The following is a 17,211-nucleotide window of genomic DNA, read 5'->3' as shown; positions in this document are numbered from 1 at the left end:
GTGCGGCGGCCGCCGGCGGGCGATGCGTTCATGGGTGCGGGCGTTCAGCGCGGCGGCCGATGCTGCAGCCAGCGCGCCAGCGACAGGCGGTGGATGCGGTGGTCCGGCGCGGTGTAGTACAGCGTGGCGTGGTCCGGGCCCAGGCGCGCCTCGTTGCCGGCCAGGCCCAGGTCCACCGGCGTGCTCCAGCCGCCCGGCACGGCGAAGGCGATGAACAGGTCGCCACCGTTCGATGGCGCCGGCGGCCGGTCGGAACTGAAGACGATAAAGGATTGGTCCGGCGCCACCGTCGGGTCGTAGTCCGAACGATCCCCGCGCGCGCCGAGCGCCAGTGGCTGCGCCGGCTGCAGGACGCCGTGGACGCGGCGGCTGCGGTAGAGCCGGAACGCGCCGCTGGCGGGGATCGCGCGCATGAAATAGACGCTGCCGTCCCCTGCCACCGCGGGCGAGAAGGTCGAGCTGCCGGTGTTCACGTCGTCGGGCAGGCGCACCGGCGTGCCCCAGCCGTCGCCCACGCGGTCCACGCGCCACAGCTTGCCGCCGCGCCCCGGCCACGCCTGGCCGCCCCAGTGGCCGTCCAGCGGCCTGTCCTCGCCGGCCCCCGGCCGGTTGGAGGCGAACACCAGGTGGCGGCCGTCCGGCGCCATGGCCGGCTCCAGGTCCATCCAGCGGTCCGAGAATGGCAGGCGTCGTGGCGCCGACCAAGCGCCGTCGCGGCGATGGGCCACGTACAGCCGTCGTGACGCGCCGCTGCCGCGCGAGAACACGACCGTGTCGCCGTCCGGACTGAAGGCAGGCGAAGCGTCGTGCGCCATCGCCCACGGCCAGTCGACGGGCGGCGACGCCGGGGTCGCGGCGGCCTGTGCCGATAGCGCGGGCGCTCCGGTACACAGCCCCAGGGCCAGGGCCAGGATCGAAAGCAGCGGTTTGCGGGGCATCGGATATTCCTCGGGTGGTGGGAAGCGGTGGCGAGGCTCAATGCGCGCGGGCGGCATGCGCGTCCAGCCACGGCGCCAGCGAGACCTGCCAGATGTGGTCGTGGCCGTTGTTCCACGCCGCGTTCGCCTGCGCGCCGGTGGCCGGGCGGTCGCTGTAGAAGTACAGCGTGTTGCCGGGGCCGAGCTGGGCGCCCATGTTCTCCTTGCCGCCGTTGACCGTGTCGCCGAGATCCTGCGGCGCGCTCCAGCCGTCGCGCGTGCGGAAGGCGATGGCGAGGCGGTAGGGCTGCTGCGCGGCGTGCCTGATGCTGACCACGATGAACGAGCCGTCCGGCGCGATGGCGGGATCGCGGAGCGTGGCGCCCGCATCGCCCAGCGCGACCGCGCGGGGCGTTTCGTAGCGGCCGCCGCGATACGCGGAGTGCAGCAGCGTGAAATCACCGCGGCGCGCGTCGCAGCCGAGGAAGTACAGGCTGCCGTCGGCGGCGATGCTCGGGGCGCCGACCAGCGAGCAGCGGTTGATGGTGTCGGGCAGCCGCACCGGCGCGCTCCAGTGGTCGCCCTGCCAATCCACCCGCCACAGGTTCATGCCGTGCCCGACGTAGCGCTTGCCGGCATGCAATCCGTCGAGCGCAGGACCGCCCGGCGTCGCCGGGCGGTTGGAGGCGAACAGCAGGTACGAGCCGTCCGGCGCCATCGCGGGGTCGAGGTCGCGCCAGCGCCCGGAGAACGGCGCCGGCATCGGCGTCGACCAGCGGCCATCGCGGCGGTGCGATAGCACCAGCGTGGAACCGTCGCCGGTGCCGCGCATGAAGTACACCGTGTCGCCGTCCGGCGTGAACGCGGCGGCGCCATCGTCGGCGGCGCCGGGGATGGCCTGCGGCGCGAAGATCGTGGCCGTGGCTGCAGGTGGCGCGGCGTGGGCGCCCGCGGGGGCGGCCCACGCCAGCCACAGGGCGAAGCTCATCGGATGGAGCATGGCGGCTTATTCCTCGTGGTGGTGGCGCATGGGCGGGGTCGGCGGCGTTCCCCAGGAACCGGGCGCCGCCTTCGTGCAGCGCAGGCTGTCGCCCAATCGCCACGCGGCGCCGCCGTTCCGGTAGGTGTAGGTCACGCGGTAGGTGGCGTCGCCAAGGCGGCGGAACGCGAAGCGGTCGAGATAACCACGCGTCGCGGTATTCTCCAGCGCCAGCGTGTCACCCACCCAGCCGGGCGAGACGTAGCGCCGCGCGCCGCCGAAGTTGTCGAACGTCGTCACGGTGAACTGCTTCGTGGCCTTGTCGTAGCCCCACCACGAATCCGCGAGGTAGCGGTTCGGCGGATCGTCCGCGTGCCGCATGTGCAGCCATTGGCCGCCGAGTTCGATGCTGAAGTCCTCGCGGGAGCGGACCGGCTTGCCGTTCGCGAACTGGCCCTCGCAGCGCCAGTGCCCGGCGAACCAGGCCAGCGGGGCCAGCGCGGGCGCCGGCGTCGTCGCGGCCGGTGCGGTGGCGGCGAGCAGCGCGAACAGGGTCGGCAAGGACATGGCGGTTTCCGTGCATGGCGCGATGGCGCCCGTGGCCGGACGCTAGCGTGCCGGCCGCGGCCGGTCGCGGCGGCGGTGACGGGCGGGGTTCCCGCGTGACGAGCGGGCGGAACGCGCGGACGGGCGGCGTCCCTGGCCGTCGCGCGTGCGTCGCCACCGCCGGCCCTTGCACGGCGACCGCTCGTCACGCCGGGGCGTGCGTCCGTCATCGCGGAGCTGTGGCATGGCGCCGCCGCACGCAGCCTGCATGTTCCGACCACCACGGGAACGACCCATGCGCAAATCACAGGTTCCGCTGACCCTCGCCCTGGTACCGCTGGCCGCGCTGGTGCTGGCCGTGCGCGCCAGCGCCGCCGGCCACGCGGTGGACGAGACCGCGAAGACCGCCGCGGCGGTGATCGCCGTGGACCAGCACTGGCTGGAGGCCGAGGAAGGCGGCGACGTCGCCTGGCTCGACGGCCTGCTGCTGCCCGGCTACCGCTCGGTGGGCGTCGCCGGCACGTTCGCGACCAAGGCCGCCATCCTGGCCCATGCCGCGAAGAACGGCGGCTCGCAGGCGATGAAGCAGCAGGTGGCCGCGTGGCAGAAGGCGCATCCGGTGGAGCAGCAGGTGACGCTGCAGGGCGACACCGCGATCCTCAGCTTCGTCAGCGCATCGCCGGCCACCAAGGGCAAGCTGTACTCCTCGGACGTGTTCGTCTACGTCGACGGCCGCTGGCGGGCGCTGTATTCGGCGCATACCGGGCTCGGCAAGGGTTGAGGGCTGCTTGCGATTCATCTCCCGGCCCCGAATCCTCCGTCCACCCTCTCCACCCATCCCACCGTCATTCCTGCGCAAGCAGGAATCCAGTGACTTTCCCCCAAAGCCCAGAGGCACTGGATCCCAGCTTGACCGGCCCTTTGGCCGTTGAGAGCCGCTGGGATGACGGGGGGAACGCTTGGAGGTCGTGAGCAGGTGGGTACCTGAAGCCCACCCACCTACATCGTGCGAAACAGATGCAGGTAGCGACGACTCACCGGCAGCGTCTCGTCGCGGCCGCGCAGGTGGATGCTGGCGGTGTCTTGCGCGTTGCGCACGACGTGGCTGACCGCGCCGAGGTTCACCACCACCGAGCGGTGCACCTGGGCGAAGCGCGTGGCATCGAGTTGCGCCGCCAGTGCCTTCAGCGGCGTGCCGACCACCGCCTCGCCGGGCCGGCCATCGTCGCCGCGCCAGGCGATGCGGGTGTATTTCGCGTCGGAGCGCAGGTAGTCGATTTCCTCCACCGCGATCAGCCGCACCGCCTGCCCCACCTGGGCGCGCAGCCAGCGCAGCGGCGCGCGGCCGGCTTCGCCCTGCAACTGCGCGGCCAGCCGTTGCAGCAGTTGTTCGATGCCGGGCACGGGCGCCGCGGCCTGCCATCGCGTTTGCAGCCGCGCGACCGTGGCGGCCAGCCGTTCCGGCTCCACCGGCTTCACCAGGTAGTCGAGCGCGCCCTGCTCGAAGGCCTGCACGGCGTAGTGGTCGTAGGCGGTGACGAACACCAGTTGCGCGTGCCCGCCGATATGGCGCGCCGCCTCGATGCCGGACAGGCCGGGCATGTGCACGTCGAGGAAGCACACGTCGGGACGGTGTTCCTCGAACTGCTGCACCGCCTCGCGCCCGTTGCGCGCCTGCGCCACCACGCGCAGCGCGGGCCAGGCCTGCGCGAGCTGGCGCACCAGCGCCTCGCGCAGTAGCGGTTCGTCGTCGGCGACCAGCGCCGTAGGGTGCGTGGTGGTCACGGGTCCGCCGCCTGCGCGGGGAACTCCAGCAGGGCGCGCACGCCGTGCGGCTGGCGCGCCTCGATGCGCAACGCGGCGTCATCGCCGAACAGCAGGCGCAGGCGTTCGCGCAACGTGGCCAGTCCGCTGCCCGCGCCGGACGACGGTTGCAGGCCGATGCCGGTGTCGTCGACACAGACCACGCAACGCCCGTCCTGTCGCTGCACCCGCACGTCAATGCGGCCGCCGTCCTCGCCGGGGTCGATGCCGTGGCGTACCGCGTTTTCCACCAGGGTCAGCAGGGTCATCGCGGGGCAGCGCAGCGCCAGTGCGTGTTCGTCCGCGTGCAGCGCGAAGGCGAGGCGGTCGGGCATGCGCAGGTGCATCAGTTCCAGGTAGGCGCGCGCCAGTTCCACCTCGCGGCCCAGCGTGGCGACCGGCTCGTGCAGGCGCGGCGCGGCCGCGCGCAGGTAGGCCACCAGCCGGCGCAGCACGGCGGACGCCTGCGGCGAGCCGGCGTCGACCAGCGCCTGCACGTTGGCCAGCGTGTTGAACAGGAAATGCGGCGCCACCTGCGCCTGCAGCAGGTGCAGCCGCGCCTGCAGCGCCTGGCGTTCCAGTTCGCTGCGTTCCAGCGCGAAGGCCAGCGCCTGGTGGCGGGCCAGCGCGCCCTGTCGCCGCAGCAGCGCCGCCAGTGCCAGCCACGGCGCCAGCAGCAGCGCGATCAAGGTGAGGATCACGCAGTCGTTGAGTTGTTCCAGTCCACGCCAGAACGGCGGCGAACCCGGCGTAGCCACCAACAGGTACAGCGCCGACATGCCCAGCGGCATCGCCAGCGCCACCGCGCCGACCTGCAACGCCCAGCGCGCCAGCCAGGACGGCAGCCGGCGCGGCCATTGCTCGAACACGCCGTACGCCAACATGGCCAGCAGGCCGAGCGTGGCGGTGAGGCCGAGCAGCGGCAGCGGTCCGTCCGGCCAGCGGAAGGCGAACGGCAGGCCCAGCGCCAGCGCCGCGCCCAGCGCGAACGTCACGCGCCGCCAGCCCAGCAGCAGGGCCAGGCCATGCGGTTGCGCGGGGATGGGAACGGCGGCGGACATGGCGCGAGCATAGTCCAGGCGATCGTGCTGCGGCATCGGCGGAGCGCGCGCCTGCGGGGCTACGCCTTCGCCATCTGCGGCAGCCACATGAATGCCGTGGCCGCGCCGATGCCGAGCAGCATCAGCAGCGTCAGCCCGGCCAGCCCGGCGGCGACCGCGAGCCGCAGCCGCGGCGAATCGCGCCGCTGGGCGTGCAGATAAAGCTGCAACACGCCCAGCGGGAGCAGGGTCTGCGCGAACGACAGCACGGTCAGCGTCGGCCCCGTGAAGCGGTCCGGGTCGAAGCCGGCCGGACCGCCGTTCACCACCAGCCAGCCCATCAGGCCGACGCGGAAGAACCACACCCCGCTCACCGCCAGGAACAGCCGCAGCGCCCAGCGCCGGTGCGCGTCGATGCGGCGCGCGCGGGCGCAGCGCCAGGCCGCGCCGGCGAAGCCGAGGATCAGCAGCGCGTCGAGGCTGATCCCGAGGTGCTGCCACACGTCGCCCACCACCCCGCCGCGCACCCACACCATGTCCAGTCCGCCGAGCGCCAGCACCGCGCACAGCAGCAGGTAGGCGCGGCCGTTCCAGCGATGGAAGGCCGGCGCCGCGCGGCGGATGCGCGGCACGAACTGCAGCAGGCCGCCCGCGATCACCGCCACCGCGAACAGCAGGTGCACGGCCAGCACCAGGTTGAACCAGGCGTCGCCCGCCACGTAGCCGTGCGGCAGCACCCGGTCCCAGTCCTGCGGCCGGCCCTGCAGCGCCAGCCGGCCGTAGAAGCCCAGCACGTAGGCGGCGAACAGCAATTGCCCCAGCGCCGCCAGGGCGAACCAGGCGATGCCGGTCGCGCGCAACGCCGTCGCTGCGTGTGGACGTGGCGCGGTGCGGTCGGCAGTGCGATCCGTGGCGAGGCGGTCCGCGCTGGCGGCGGTGGCGTGGGCGTGCATGGCGGCATCTCCGGCGTTGCGTCGGCGAGCAGCCTTGCAGCCGTGCGCACCGGCGTGCAGCCGGCATCGCGACGAAACGCGGGACGGGGGAGACGAAGCGCGCCAGGCGCGGACGAGCGGACGCTCATTCCCCGGCGACGCGCACCACCCGCTTGCCGAAGTTGTGCCCCTGCAACAGGCCGATGAAGGCGGCCGGCGCCTGTTCCAGCCCATCCACCACGTCTTCCAGCGGCTGTACCCGGCCCTGCGCGATCCAGGCGGTCATCTCGTGTCGGAAGGCGTCGAAGCGATCGGCGTAATGGTCGAGGATGATGAAGCCCTGCATGCGGATGCGCCGCTGCAGCACGGCGGCGAGCAGCGCGGGACGCAGGTCGGGGCCGACCGGCGGCGTGACGTCGTTGTAGTGCGCGATGAAGCCGCACACCGGCACGCGCGCATGGTCGTTGAGCAGGGGCAGCACGGCGTCCAGCACCTCGCCGCCCACGTTCTCGAAGTACACGTCGATGCCGTCCGGGCAGGCCGCGGCGAGCCGTTCGGCCAACTGTGGCGCATGGCGGTCGAGGCAGGCGTCGAAGCCGAGCCGTTCCACCGCGTGGCGGCACTTGTCCGCGCCGCCGGCGATGCCGACCACGCGCGCGCCCTTCAGCTTCGCGATCTGGCCCACCATCGCGCCCACTGCGCCGGTGGCGGCGGCCACCGCCACGGTCTCGCCCGGCTGCGGCTGGCCGATGTCGAGCAGGCCGACGTAGGCGGTGAACGCGGGCATGCCGAGCGCGCCCAGCGCCAGCGAAGGTTGCGGCATGTCGCCGAGCGGCGTGAGTCCGCTGCCGTCGGACAGCGCGTAGTCCTGCCAGCCGGCGTTGCCCAGCACCAGTTCGCCGGCGCGGAAGCCGGGATGGCGGGACGCGGTCACGCGGCTCACCGTGCCGCCCACCATCGGCGCGCCCAGCGGCACTGCGGACGCGTAGCGGGTGCCGCCCTCGTCCATCAGGTTGCGCATGTAGGGGTCGAGCGAGAGATACAGCGTGCGCAGCAGCAGCTGGCCTTCCCCCGGCTCGGGCACGGGCGTCTCGTCGAGGCGGAAGTCCTGCGCCGTCGGCAGGCCGTGCGGGCGGCGGGCGAGCAGCACGCGGCGGTTGACGTGGCCGGTTTGCGGCATGCTTCGGTCCTCGCGGGTTACCACGGGATGCGTTGCCCGTCGCGCAGCAGCGCGCCGTTGACGCCGGGTTCGGGCAGGCAGGCCGCGGCCACGATGCCGGCGGCGCCGCGTTCGACCGGGCCGCCGCCGGGGCCGCCCAGGCCGGTGGCGACCCAGCCGGGGCAGACCGCGTTGACGAGGATGCCGCTGCCGGCGAGTTCCGCGGCCAGCGCGCGGGTCCAGGCGTTGAGCGCGGCCTTCGACACCCGGTAGGCGGGGTAGCCGATGGCGTCGGGCGCCATGCTGGCGGCGCAGCCGCTGGTGACGTTGACGATGCGGCCGTAGCGGTGCCGGCGCATCAGCGGCAGCAGCGCGCGACAGAGCTGCCAGGCGCCGAGCAGGTTCGTTTCCAGCGCCGCGCGCACGTCGTCGGGCGACGCGGTCTCGGCGCGCGCCTCGCGGTCGGCGTGGCCGCCGGCGTTGTTCACCAGCACGTCGAGGCGGCGGTAGTCGCGCTCGATGCGCGTGGCCAGGCCGGCGACGTGGTCGGGGCGGGTCACGTCCAGCCGCACCGGCACCACCTCGCCGGGCAGGCCGGCGAGGTGCTTCGCCGCTTCACGCCCCTTGGCGGAATCGCGCGCGCCCAGCAGCACGCTGTAGCCGCGCGCGGCCAGCTGGCGCACCACCTCGAAGCCCAGCCCGCGGTTGGCGCCGGTGACCAGCGCCACGCGGTGGGTGGGCGGGAGCGGGTCGGCGTCCGCCTCCCGGCGCGGCGGCGCGTTCATGGCGCGTCGGCCACGGCCGGTTGCGCCACCTGCGTGCAGCGGGCGTCGCCGCAGGCCTGCCAGCCGCCGCCCAGCGCCTTGTACAGCGCCACCGCGCGGGTGTCGATGGCGCTCTGCGCCTGGGCCAGGTCGTCCTCGGCGGCCAGTTGCACGCGCTCGGCGTCCAGCAGTTCGAGGAAGCCGGTGGCGCCCTGCTCGTAGCGCACCTTGGCCAGCTTGGCGGCGCGGCGGCTCTGCTGCGCCTGCTCGACCAGCTTCTCCACCCGTGCATGCTGCTGGTTGTAGCCGACCACGGCGTTGTCCACGTCCTCGATCGCCTCCAGCACGGTGCGCCGGTAGCCGGCCTGCGCCGCGTCGGCGCGCGCCTCGGCGGCGTGCAGCTCGCTGCGCACGCGCTGCACGTTCAGGCCCTGCCAGGTGATGCTGGGCGCGATCGACCAGGCGCGCGTGGCGGGGCTGCCGAAGTCGTTGCTGCGCCCGGCGAGGAAGCCGAGGAAGCCGCCCAGCGAGATGTGCGGGAAGAAGTCCGCCTTGGCCACGCCGATGCGCGCGGTGGCGGCGGCGTATTCGCGCTCGGCGATGCGCACGTCGGGACGGCGCGACAGCACGTCGCCGGCGGCGCCGATCGGCAGCACGGCGTCGATCGGCTTGAACGTCTTGGGCGAGACGTCGACGTCGAGCGCGCCGGGCTGCTCGCCCAGCAGCACGGCCAGGCGGTACTCGCCGGCATGCGCCTGCATGTCCAGCAGCGGCAGCTGGGCTTCCACCGCGCTGAGCCGCGCCCGGGCGCTGGCCACGTCCTGCTCCGAGGCGGTGCCCACCTCGGCGCGGGCCTGGATCAGCTTCAGCGTGTCGCGCAGGTTGGCGATGTCGCGTTCGGCGATGGCCTGCCGCTGCTGGGTGCCGCGCAGCTCGAAGTAGTTGCGCGCCACCTCGGCGAACAGGCTCACCTGCGCGCCCTGCAGCGCGGCCTCGCCGGCGCCGAGGTCGGCCCGCGCGGCTTCCACCGAGCGGCGCACGCCACCGAACAGGTCGATCTCCCAGCTGGCGTCGAAGCCGGCCTGGTAGGCGGTCACCGTGTTGCGCTGGTCGCTGACGCCGGGCGTCTGCTCGCGGCTGCGGGTGTAGCTGGCGCCGGCGTCGAGGGTGGGCCACTGCTGCGACTTCGCGCCGCCCAGCAGGGCGCGCGATTCGGCCAGCCGCGCCTGGGCGATGCGTAGGTCGAGGTTGCCGGCGGCGGCGCGCTGGATCAAGGCGTCCAGCGTCGGGTCGCCGAACTGCTTCCACCACGCGGCCTGGAACTGCGCGGCGCTTTCGCGCGCCGCGTCCAGTCCCTGCAGCTGCGGCGTGGGCGCGGCGGGCGCCTTGTAGTCGGGCCCGACGCTGGCGCAGCCGGCCAGCGCGAGCGCGGCGAACAGTGCGGTACTGCGTAGCAAACGTGTCATCTCAATGGCCCTCCAGCGCCGGCCGTGCGCTCGCCTGCGCGCGCTTGCGCGCTTCGCGGCGCTCCACCAGGGCGCGAATCACGACGTAGAACAGCGGGGTGTAGATCAGCCCGAACAGGGTGACGCCGAGCATGCCGGAGAACACCGCCACGCCCATCGCGTGGCGCATCTCCGCGCCGGCGCCGTGCGAGGTGACCAGCGGCACCACGCCCATGATGAAGGCGATCGAGGTCATCAGGATCGGGCGCAGCCGCAGCCTGGCCGCCTCCAGCACCGCCTCGTGGCGGCTCATGCCCTCGTGCTGGCGCTCGCGGGCGAACTCCACGATCAGGATCGCGTTCTTGCACGCCAGGCCCACCAGCACGATCAGGCCGATCTGGGTGAAGATGTTGTTGTCGCCGCCCGACAGCCACACGCCGGCGATCGCGGACAGCAGCACCATCGGCACGATCAGGATCACCGCCAGCGGCAGCGACCAGCTCTCGTACAGCGAGGACAGCACCAGGAACACCAGCAGCACGCACAGCGGGAACACCAGTACCGCGGTGTTGCCGGCCAGGATCTGCTGGTAGGTCAGCTCGGTCCACTCGTAGCTCATGCCGTTCGGGAGGTGCTCCGCAGCCAGCTTCTCCATCGCCGCCTGCGCCTGGCCCGAGCTGAAGCCCGGCGCCGGGCCGCCGTTGATCTCGGCGGTGGGGTAGCCGTTGTAGTGCTGCACGCGGTCCGGACCGGCGCCGCGCTTCACGGTGACGAAGGAACCCAGCGGCACCATGTCACCCTTGGCGTTGCGCGTCTTCAGCTGGCTGATGTCCTCCAGGTCGTGGCGGAACGACGGCTCGGCGGACACGTTTACCTGGTAGGTGCGGCCGAAGCGGTTGAAGTCGTTGACGTAGAGCGAGCCGAGGTAGGCCTGCATGGTCTGGTAGGCGTCGCCCAGGTCCACGCCTTCGGCCTTGGCCTTCTCGCGGTCCACGTCCACGTCCACCTGCGGCACGCTGACCTGGAAGCTGGAGAACAGCCCGGCCAGGGCGGGATCCTTGCGGCTGGCCGCGATCAGGTCCTGGGTCTGCTTGTACAACGCGTCGAAGCCGAGCTGGCCGCGGTCCTCGATCTGGATGCGGAAGCCGCCGATCGTGCCCAGGCCCATCACCGGCGGCGGCGGGAACACCGCGATGTAGGCGTCCTGGATCGCCGCGTACTTCGCGTTCAGCGCGCCGGCGATGGCGCCGGCGGACAGGTCCGCGCTGCGCCGCTCGTCGAACGGCTTCAGCGTGACGAACACGATGCCCGAGTTGGAGGCGTTGGTGAAGCCGTTGATCGACAGGCCCGGGAACGCCACCGCGCTCTGCACGCCCGGCTGTTTCAGCGCGATCGCCGACATGCGCTTGATCACGTCCTCGGTGCGGTCCAGCGAGGCGGCGTCGGGCAGCTGCGCGAAGGACACCAGGTACTGCTTGTCTTGCGTGGGCACGAAGCCGGTGGGCACGTGCCAGAAGCCGAACGCGGTCAGCGCGATCAGGCCGGCGTACACCACCAGCGCGGCCGGGCCCTTGCCCTGCAGCCGGCGGGTGCCTGCCACGTAGCGTTCCGCGCCGCGGTGGAACAGGCGGTTGAACGGGCGGAACAGCCAGCCGAACGCGCGGTCGATGGCGCGGGTGAGGCGGTCCTTCGGCGCGCCGTGCGGCAGCAGCAGGATCGCCGACAGCGCCGGGCTGAGGGTCAGCGAGTTGAACGCCGAGATCACCGTGGAGATCGCGATGGTCAGCGCGAACTGGCGGTAGAACTGGCCGGTGAGGCCGCTGATGAAGGCGGTGGGAATGAACACCGCGCACAGTACCAGCGCCGTGGCCACGATCGGCCCGGTGACCTCGCGCATCGCCTTGCGCGTGGCCTCCTTCGGCGACTGGCCCAACTCGATGTGCCGCTCCACGTTCTCGACCACCACGATGGCGTCATCCACCACGATGCCGATCGCCAGCACCATGCCGAACAGGCTCAATGCGTTGAGCGAGAAGCCGACCAGGTACATCACCGCGAAGGTGCCGATCAGCGACACCGGCACCGCGATCAGCGGAATGACGGACGCGCGCCAGGTCTGCAGGAACAGGATCACCACCAGCACCACCAGCGCGATCGCTTCCAGCAGGGTGTGCGCCACCGCCTCGATCGAGCCGCGCACGAACACCGTCGGGTCGTACACGATGTGGTAGTCCACGCCCTGCGGGAACTCCTTCTTCAGCTGCGCCATGGTGGCGCGCACCTCGTCGGAGATCTGGATCGCGTTGGAGCCGGGCCGCGCGAAGATCGGGATCGCCACCGCCGGCTGGTTGTCCAGCAGGCTGCGCAGGGCGTACTGGTTGGAACCCAGCTCCACCCGCGCCACGTCGCGCAGGTGCACCACGCTGCCGTCGTGGTCGGTGCGCACGATGATGTTGCGGAAGTCGTCGACCGTGGCCAGCCGGCCCTGGGTGTTGATGTTGAGCTGGAAGTCGGCGTCGCCGCGCACCGGCGGCGCATTCAGCGCGCCGGCGGCCACCTGCACGTTCTGCTCGCGGATCGCGTTCACCACGTCGCCGGTGGTCAGGCCGCGCTGGGCCAGCTTGTTCGGGTCCAGCCACACGCGCATGGAATACTCGCCGGCGCCGAAGATCTGCACGTCGCCCACGCCGTTCAGGCGGCTGAGCACGTCCTTCACGTGCAGCCGCGCGTAGTTGGACAGGTACAGCATGTCGTAGCGCTGGTCGGGCGAGGTGAGGTGCACCACCATGGTGAGGTCGGGCGAGCTCTTCTGCGTGGTCACGCCGAGCCGCTGCACTTCCTCGGGCAGCCGCGGCAGCGCCTGCGCCACGCGGTTCTGCACCTCCACCTGGGCGGTGCTGAGGTCGGTGCCGAGCGCGAAGGTCACGGTCAGCGTCATCACGCCGTCGCTGGTGGCCTGCGAGGACGAGTACAGCATGCCCTCCACGCCGTTGATCTGCTCCTCCAGCGGGGTGGCGACGGTCTCGGCGATCACCTTGGGGTTGGCGCCGGGATAGTTGGCCTTGACCACCACGGTGGGCGGCACGACCTCGGGGTATTCGCTGATCGGCAGCTGGAAGACCGCGATGCCGCCGGTGATGACGAACAGCAGCGACAGCACCGCGGCCATGATCGGCCGGTCGACGAAAAACTGGGCGATGTTTTTCATGGGAAATCCTTGAGTGCCTTGCCAGTGGCGGCGTTTGGCTCCTCCCCCTGCGTGCAGGGGGAGGTTGGGAGGGGGTGGTTTTCGCTGGTGGGCTGCACCCCACCCCGGCCCTCCCCTGCTGCACGCAGGGGAGGGAGGCGTTCAGCCTTGCGGGTCGTGGGCGGGCGGCGTAGCCATCGCGGTGCGTGAGTCGTCGTTGCCGGACGCCTCCACCACCGCCTTGTCGCCGGCGTCCAGCCGGTAGGTCATCGCCACCTGCTTGGGATTCACCTCGACGCCCGGACGCACGTGCTGCAGGCCGTTCACCACCACCACGTCGCCGGCCTTCAGGCCGCTGTCCACCACGCGCAGGCCGTGGTACAGCGGGCCGGTGCTGACCTTGCGGTACTGCACCTTGTGCGCGGCGTCGAGTACGTAGACGAACTGGTTGCCGAGGTCGGTGCCCACCGCACGGTCGTCGATCAGCAGGCGCGGCTGCGGCTGGCCGCTCTGCAGGCGCACGCGGGCGTACAGGCCGGGGGTGAACAGGCCGTCGCGGTTGTCGAACACCGCGCGCAGCCGCATGGTGCCGGAGTCGGCGTGCAGCTGGTTGTCGACGAAGTCCAGCCGGCCCGCGTGTGGGTAGCCGGTCTCGTCGGCCAGCGCCATCGCCGCCTCGATGCGCGGCGCGCGGCCGTCGCGGTGCGCGGCCGCGCGCAGGTGGTCGAGCTTCAGCCAGGTGTGTTCGTCCACGTCGAAGTACACGTAGACCGGGTTCACCGACACCACGCTGGTAAGCACGTCGCTGCTGCCGACCAGGTTGCCCGGGGTGACGCGCACGTTGCTGACGCGGCCATCGATCGGCGCACGCACCTGGGTGAAGCCCAGGTTGAGCTTCGCCGACGCCAGCGCCGCCTCGGCCGCGGCCAGCTCGGCCTGCGCGCTCTGCGCCGCGGTGGCCTGGCGGTCGGCCTCGGCCTGGGCGATGGCGTGCTGGGCCAGCAGGCGGCGGGCGCGGTCGGCGTTGTCGCGGGCCAGCTTCAGGTTCGCGCTGGCCTGGTCGCGCTGGGCGGCCAGGCGGTCCACCTCGGCCTGGAACGGGCGCGGATCGATGCGGAACAGCACGTCGCCCTTGTGCACCAGGGCGCCTTCCTTGAACGCCACCGCGTCGATGTAGCCGCCGACGCGGGGACGCACGTCCACGCTGTCCACCGGCTGCACGCGGCCGGTGAACTCGGCGCTGTCGCTCACCGGGCGCAGCAGGGCCGGCGCCACGGTCACCTCGGGCGGGCCGCCGGCGGCGGCCTGGGCATGAGTGCTGCCATGGCTGCCCAGCAGGGCCCAGCTGCCGGCCACCGCCACGATGGCGAGGCCGGCCAGGATCAGTTTCTTCTTCATCCGTCACGCTCCCTGGGGATGGGGGCCGTGCGGCGATGCAGCACGGCGGGGAGCGCGATAATATAAATACTGTACGGTACAGTTAACCCACTTCAGACGCATGCCAATCGTGACCGCGAATCACGAATGACCGCATAATGACCGGTATGGAAGACTTCTCGGCAATTTCAAGCTTCGTCCGCGTGGTCGAGGCGAAAAGTTTTGCGGCCGCCGCCGCCCAGCTCGGCATGACCCCTTCCGGGGTGAGCCGGGCGGTGTCGCGGCTGGAGGAACAGATCGGCGTGCGCCTGCTGTTCCGCAGCACGCGGGCGTTGCGGCTCACCGACGACGGCGAGTCGTTCTACCAGCGCTGCAAGGACATCCTGGCCGACCTCGGCGAGGCGGTGGAGGCGCTGAACTACGCCCGCACCAGGCCGAAGGGCAAGCTGCGCGTGGCGGTGAACGTGTCGGTGGGCCGCGCCGCGCTGATCCCCAACCTGGCCGAATTCGAGGCGCGCTACCCGGACATCCGGCTGGAGCTGTCGATGAGCGACCGCAACATCGGCCTGATCGAGGAAGGCATCGATTGCGCGATCCGTATGGGCGAGCTGGAGGATTCCAACCTGATCGCGCGCAAGCTGGGCTACTTCAGCAACGTGCTGTGCGCGTCGCCGGGCTACCTCGAACGGCACGGCGCGCCCGCCAGCATCGACGACCTCAGGCAGCACCGCTGCATCAACTACATCTACCCGACCAGCGGCCGCCCCTATCAGTGGCAGTTCGACACGCCGGACGGACGCATCGCGCTGGACATCGACGCGCACCTGCTGATCAACGACGGCGAATCGGTGATCCAGGCGGCGATCGCCGGGCTGGGCATCATCCAGGTGCCGCACTGGCTGGCCGCCAGCGCGATCGGCTACGGCAAGCTGCGGGTCATCATGGAAGACACCATCTCCACCGGCTCGCCGGTGTGGATCGTCTACCCGCAGAAGAAACACCTGTCCGCCCGCGTGCAGGCCTTCATCGAGTGGGTGCACGAGCTGTTCCAGCGCACCAACGTGCCGGCCTGCAAGGTGGGCTGCAAGGCCGGCATGGAGGCGCTGCCGGCGGCGGCTCAGGCGCCGGTCGGCATCAGCAGCAGCAGCGCGACGCCGAGCGCGATGCGGTAGACCGCGAACGCGGTGTAGCGGTGGCTGCGGATGTAGCCGAGCAGCCACTTCACCGCGGCGAAGGCGACCACCAGCGAGACCAGGAAGCCGACCGCCAGCGCGGTCCAGTCCTCGTGCGCCGCGCCGCCGCCCTTCAGCACCTTCAGCAGTTCATAGCCGGTGGCCGCGTACATGGTGGGAATGCCGACCAGGAACGAGAACTCGGTGGCTGCCGGGCGGTTGCTGGTGCCGAACAGCAAGGCGGTGAAGATGGTGGCGCCCGAGCGCGAGGTGCCGGGGAAGATGCCCGCCACCATCTGCGCCACGCCGACCAGGATGGCCACCGTCCAGGTCACCTCCCTGCGGTCCGGCTGGCGCGCCGCGATCTGCTCCGCGCCGATCATCCACAGGCCGCCGATCACCAGCGCCCAGGCGATCGGCGTCACCGTCTCCGGCAGCTTGAAGCCGTAGTGCGTGGCGACCAGGCCCAGCACGCAGGTGATCAGGAAGGCGACCACCAGCTTGGCCAGGTAGTCGCGCGTGGCCGGGTCGCGCCAGCCGGTGAGCAGCTGCCAGATGCGCTTCCAGTACACCAGCGTGATGGCCAGGATCGCGCCGGCCTGGATGCCCACGTTGAACAGGTCGGAACGCGCGCCCAGCCAGTGTTCGGCGATCAGCAGGTGGCCGGTGGAGGAGATCGGCAGGAACTCGGTGATGCCTTCGATGATGCCGAGCAGGATGACGTGGATGAGGTCGGTCACGGGAGCGGGTCCGTAGGCTGGCCGCGGCGGCGGCAAAAAGAGCGCATAGCTTAGCGGCAGACGGGCCGGCGTCGGGGCGCGACGCAAGGCCGGGAGCGGGCCGTTTGCCGGCGCTTCATCTCGCACCCGGCGGAAGGCGCCTTGCACCGCTTCGGGGCCGCGGAATCCCCGTGCTGGCGCAGTCGCGCGTGCCTTCCATGCGCACGGCCGCACGGCGGGCCGGCGGCCCGTCGGCACGCAACTTGCTGGTGCTTCCCTGCGGCATGGTCGTGCCGCCTTGCATATGGACGTCTAGACGTCCGTACGAAGTCGCGCGCACTTTCCGGGGAGACGACGATGGTCCGAGGCACGAAACGCGCGCTCGCGCTGGTCGCCATGCTGGCTGCCGCGGGGCTGCCCGCCGCGGATGCGCCGGCGGGAACGCTCGCGGGCAGCGTCGCGCTGGCGAGTGATTACCTGTTCCGCGGCCTCTCGCAGACCGGTCACCGTCCAGCCGCGCAGGCCGGGGCCGAGTACGAGGGTGCCGGTGGCTGGTATCTCGGCGGCTGGGGCAGCAACGTCAGCTGGCTGTCGGACGGTTCGACGCCGGCGCGGCCGGTCTCCAGCAGCGTGGAACTGGACGCCTGGGCCGGCTGGCGCGGCAGCCTCGGCGGCGACTGGCGCGGCGACGCCGGCCTGTACGCGTACGACTACCCCGGCAGCTATCCGCACGACTACACGCAGCCACGCACGCTGGAAGGCTACGCGGCGCTGGGCTGGAAGGCGCTGACGCTGAAATACGCCTTGTCATTCGGCAACCTGTTCGGCGTGCCGGGCAGCCGGCACAGCGGCTATCTCGACCTGGCCTGGAGCCGGGCGCTGGCGCCGGGTTGGCAATTCGACGCGCACGTGGGCCGCCAGCGCGTGGCCCGCCACGGCGAAGCCTCGTACACCGACTGGAAGCTGGGCGTGACGCGCACCCTGGGCCGTGACTGGACGGCGACGCTGGCCTGGTACGACACCGATGCCCGCCGCGCCGTCTACACCGATGCGCGTGGCCGTTACCTGGGCCGGGCCACCCTGGTGCTGGGCGTGAGCCGGACCTTCTGAGCCCGGCCAGGGGACGCATGGTTCAATGTGGTGCGTTTTTCGCCACGTTTGCTCCATTATG

At 71.8% G+C, this 17,211-nt stretch carries 15 protein-coding genes; 3 read left to right on the top strand and 12 right to left on the bottom strand.

Annotated features, from left to right (window positions below):
• Positions 1–44: 44 nt before the first annotated feature.
• From QMK61_RS12545 to QMK61_RS12535, 3 genes are read right to left on the bottom strand one after another with little or no spacing between them, the layout of a single operon-like run.
• Complete coding sequence (locus tag QMK61_RS12545; protein ID WP_302072553.1) at positions 45–938, bottom strand: hypothetical protein; 894 nt, start codon at positions 936–938, stop codon at positions 45–47.
• A 37-nt stretch (positions 939–975) separates the two neighbouring features.
• Positions 976–1,917, bottom strand: a complete 942-nt coding sequence (locus QMK61_RS12540) for a hypothetical protein (RefSeq protein WP_302072552.1) — start codon at positions 1,915–1,917, stop codon at positions 976–978.
• A gap of 6 nt (positions 1,918–1,923) precedes the next feature.
• Positions 1,924–2,463: a hypothetical protein gene (locus QMK61_RS12535; protein WP_302072551.1), complete on the bottom strand. Its 540-nt coding sequence runs from the start codon at positions 2,461–2,463 to the stop codon at positions 1,924–1,926.
• A gap of 274 nt (positions 2,464–2,737) precedes the next feature.
• On the opposite strand from QMK61_RS12535, the gene QMK61_RS12530 reads away from it, so the two are divergent.
• Positions 2,738–3,223, top strand: a complete 486-nt coding sequence (locus QMK61_RS12530) for a nuclear transport factor 2 family protein (RefSeq protein ID WP_302072550.1) — start codon at positions 2,738–2,740, stop codon at positions 3,221–3,223.
• Between the two features lie 218 nt (positions 3,224–3,441).
• Here QMK61_RS12530 and QMK61_RS12525 read toward each other — a convergent pair whose 3' ends face one another.
• The 8 genes from QMK61_RS12525 to QMK61_RS12490 form a co-directional block, all read right to left on the bottom strand.
• Positions 3,442–4,227 (bottom strand): LytTR family DNA-binding domain-containing protein, encoded by a 786-nt coding sequence (locus QMK61_RS12525; RefSeq protein WP_302072549.1) that lies wholly within the window; start codon positions 4,225–4,227, stop codon positions 3,442–3,444.
• Entirely contained in the window at positions 4,224–5,342 is a 1,119-nt protein-coding gene (locus tag QMK61_RS12520; RefSeq protein ID WP_302072548.1) for a histidine kinase, read from the bottom strand. Before QMK61_RS12520 ends, QMK61_RS12525 begins: the two co-directional genes overlap by 4 nt.
• Positions 5,343–5,365: 23 nt before the next feature.
• Positions 5,366–6,238 (bottom strand): DUF2306 domain-containing protein, encoded by an 873-nt coding sequence (locus QMK61_RS12515; RefSeq protein WP_302072547.1) that lies wholly within the window; start codon positions 6,236–6,238, stop codon positions 5,366–5,368.
• 124 nt (positions 6,239–6,362) lie between these two features.
• Positions 6,363–7,397 (bottom strand): NADP-dependent oxidoreductase, encoded by a 1,035-nt coding sequence (locus tag QMK61_RS12510; RefSeq protein ID WP_302072546.1) that lies wholly within the window; start codon positions 7,395–7,397, stop codon positions 6,363–6,365.
• A 17-nt stretch (positions 7,398–7,414) separates the two neighbouring features.
• Positions 7,415–8,161, bottom strand: coding sequence for an SDR family NAD(P)-dependent oxidoreductase (locus QMK61_RS12505; RefSeq protein WP_302072545.1), 747 nt, complete (start codon positions 8,159–8,161; stop codon positions 7,415–7,417).
• Positions 8,158–9,606, bottom strand: coding sequence for an efflux transporter outer membrane subunit (locus QMK61_RS12500; protein WP_302072544.1), 1,449 nt, complete (start codon positions 9,604–9,606; stop codon positions 8,158–8,160). Before QMK61_RS12500 ends, QMK61_RS12505 begins: the two co-directional genes overlap by 4 nt.
• Position 9,607: 1 nt before the next feature.
• The gene (locus tag QMK61_RS12495) at positions 9,608–12,793 is read right to left on the bottom strand and encodes an efflux RND transporter permease subunit (protein WP_302072543.1); all 3,186 of its coding nucleotides are present in this window, start codon (positions 12,791–12,793) and stop codon (positions 9,608–9,610) included.
• 141 nt (positions 12,794–12,934) lie between these two features.
• Positions 12,935–14,170, bottom strand: a complete 1,236-nt coding sequence (locus tag QMK61_RS12490; RefSeq protein WP_302072542.1) for an efflux RND transporter periplasmic adaptor subunit — start codon at positions 14,168–14,170, stop codon at positions 12,935–12,937.
• Positions 14,171–14,316: 146 nt separating this feature from the next.
• On the opposite strand from QMK61_RS12490, the gene QMK61_RS12485 reads away from it, so the two are divergent.
• Positions 14,317–15,321 (top strand): LysR family transcriptional regulator, encoded by a 1,005-nt coding sequence (locus tag QMK61_RS12485; RefSeq protein WP_302072577.1) that lies wholly within the window; start codon positions 14,317–14,319, stop codon positions 15,319–15,321.
• On the opposite strand, the gene QMK61_RS12480 is transcribed toward QMK61_RS12485, so the two are convergent.
• On the bottom strand, positions 15,267–16,061 hold the full coding sequence (locus QMK61_RS12480) for an undecaprenyl-diphosphate phosphatase (RefSeq protein ID WP_302072541.1): 795 nt from the start codon (positions 16,059–16,061) through the stop codon (positions 15,267–15,269). The genes QMK61_RS12485 and QMK61_RS12480 overlap by 55 nt on opposite strands.
• A 336-nt stretch (positions 16,062–16,397) precedes the next feature.
• Here QMK61_RS12480 and QMK61_RS12475 point away from each other — a divergent pair, with 336 nt between their 5' ends.
• Entirely contained in the window at positions 16,398–17,150 is a 753-nt protein-coding gene (locus QMK61_RS12475) for a TorF family putative porin (protein WP_302072540.1), read from the top strand.
• Positions 17,151–17,211: the final 61 nt, after the last annotated feature.

Source organism: Fulvimonas sp. R45 (assembly GCF_030504985.1).
In the GTDB taxonomy this organism is placed as follows: domain Bacteria; phylum Pseudomonadota; class Gammaproteobacteria; order Xanthomonadales; family Rhodanobacteraceae; genus Rhodanobacter_A.
The sequence above is the reverse complement of the archived record's forward strand: the minus strand, read 5'-3'. Positions and strand labels throughout refer to the sequence as shown.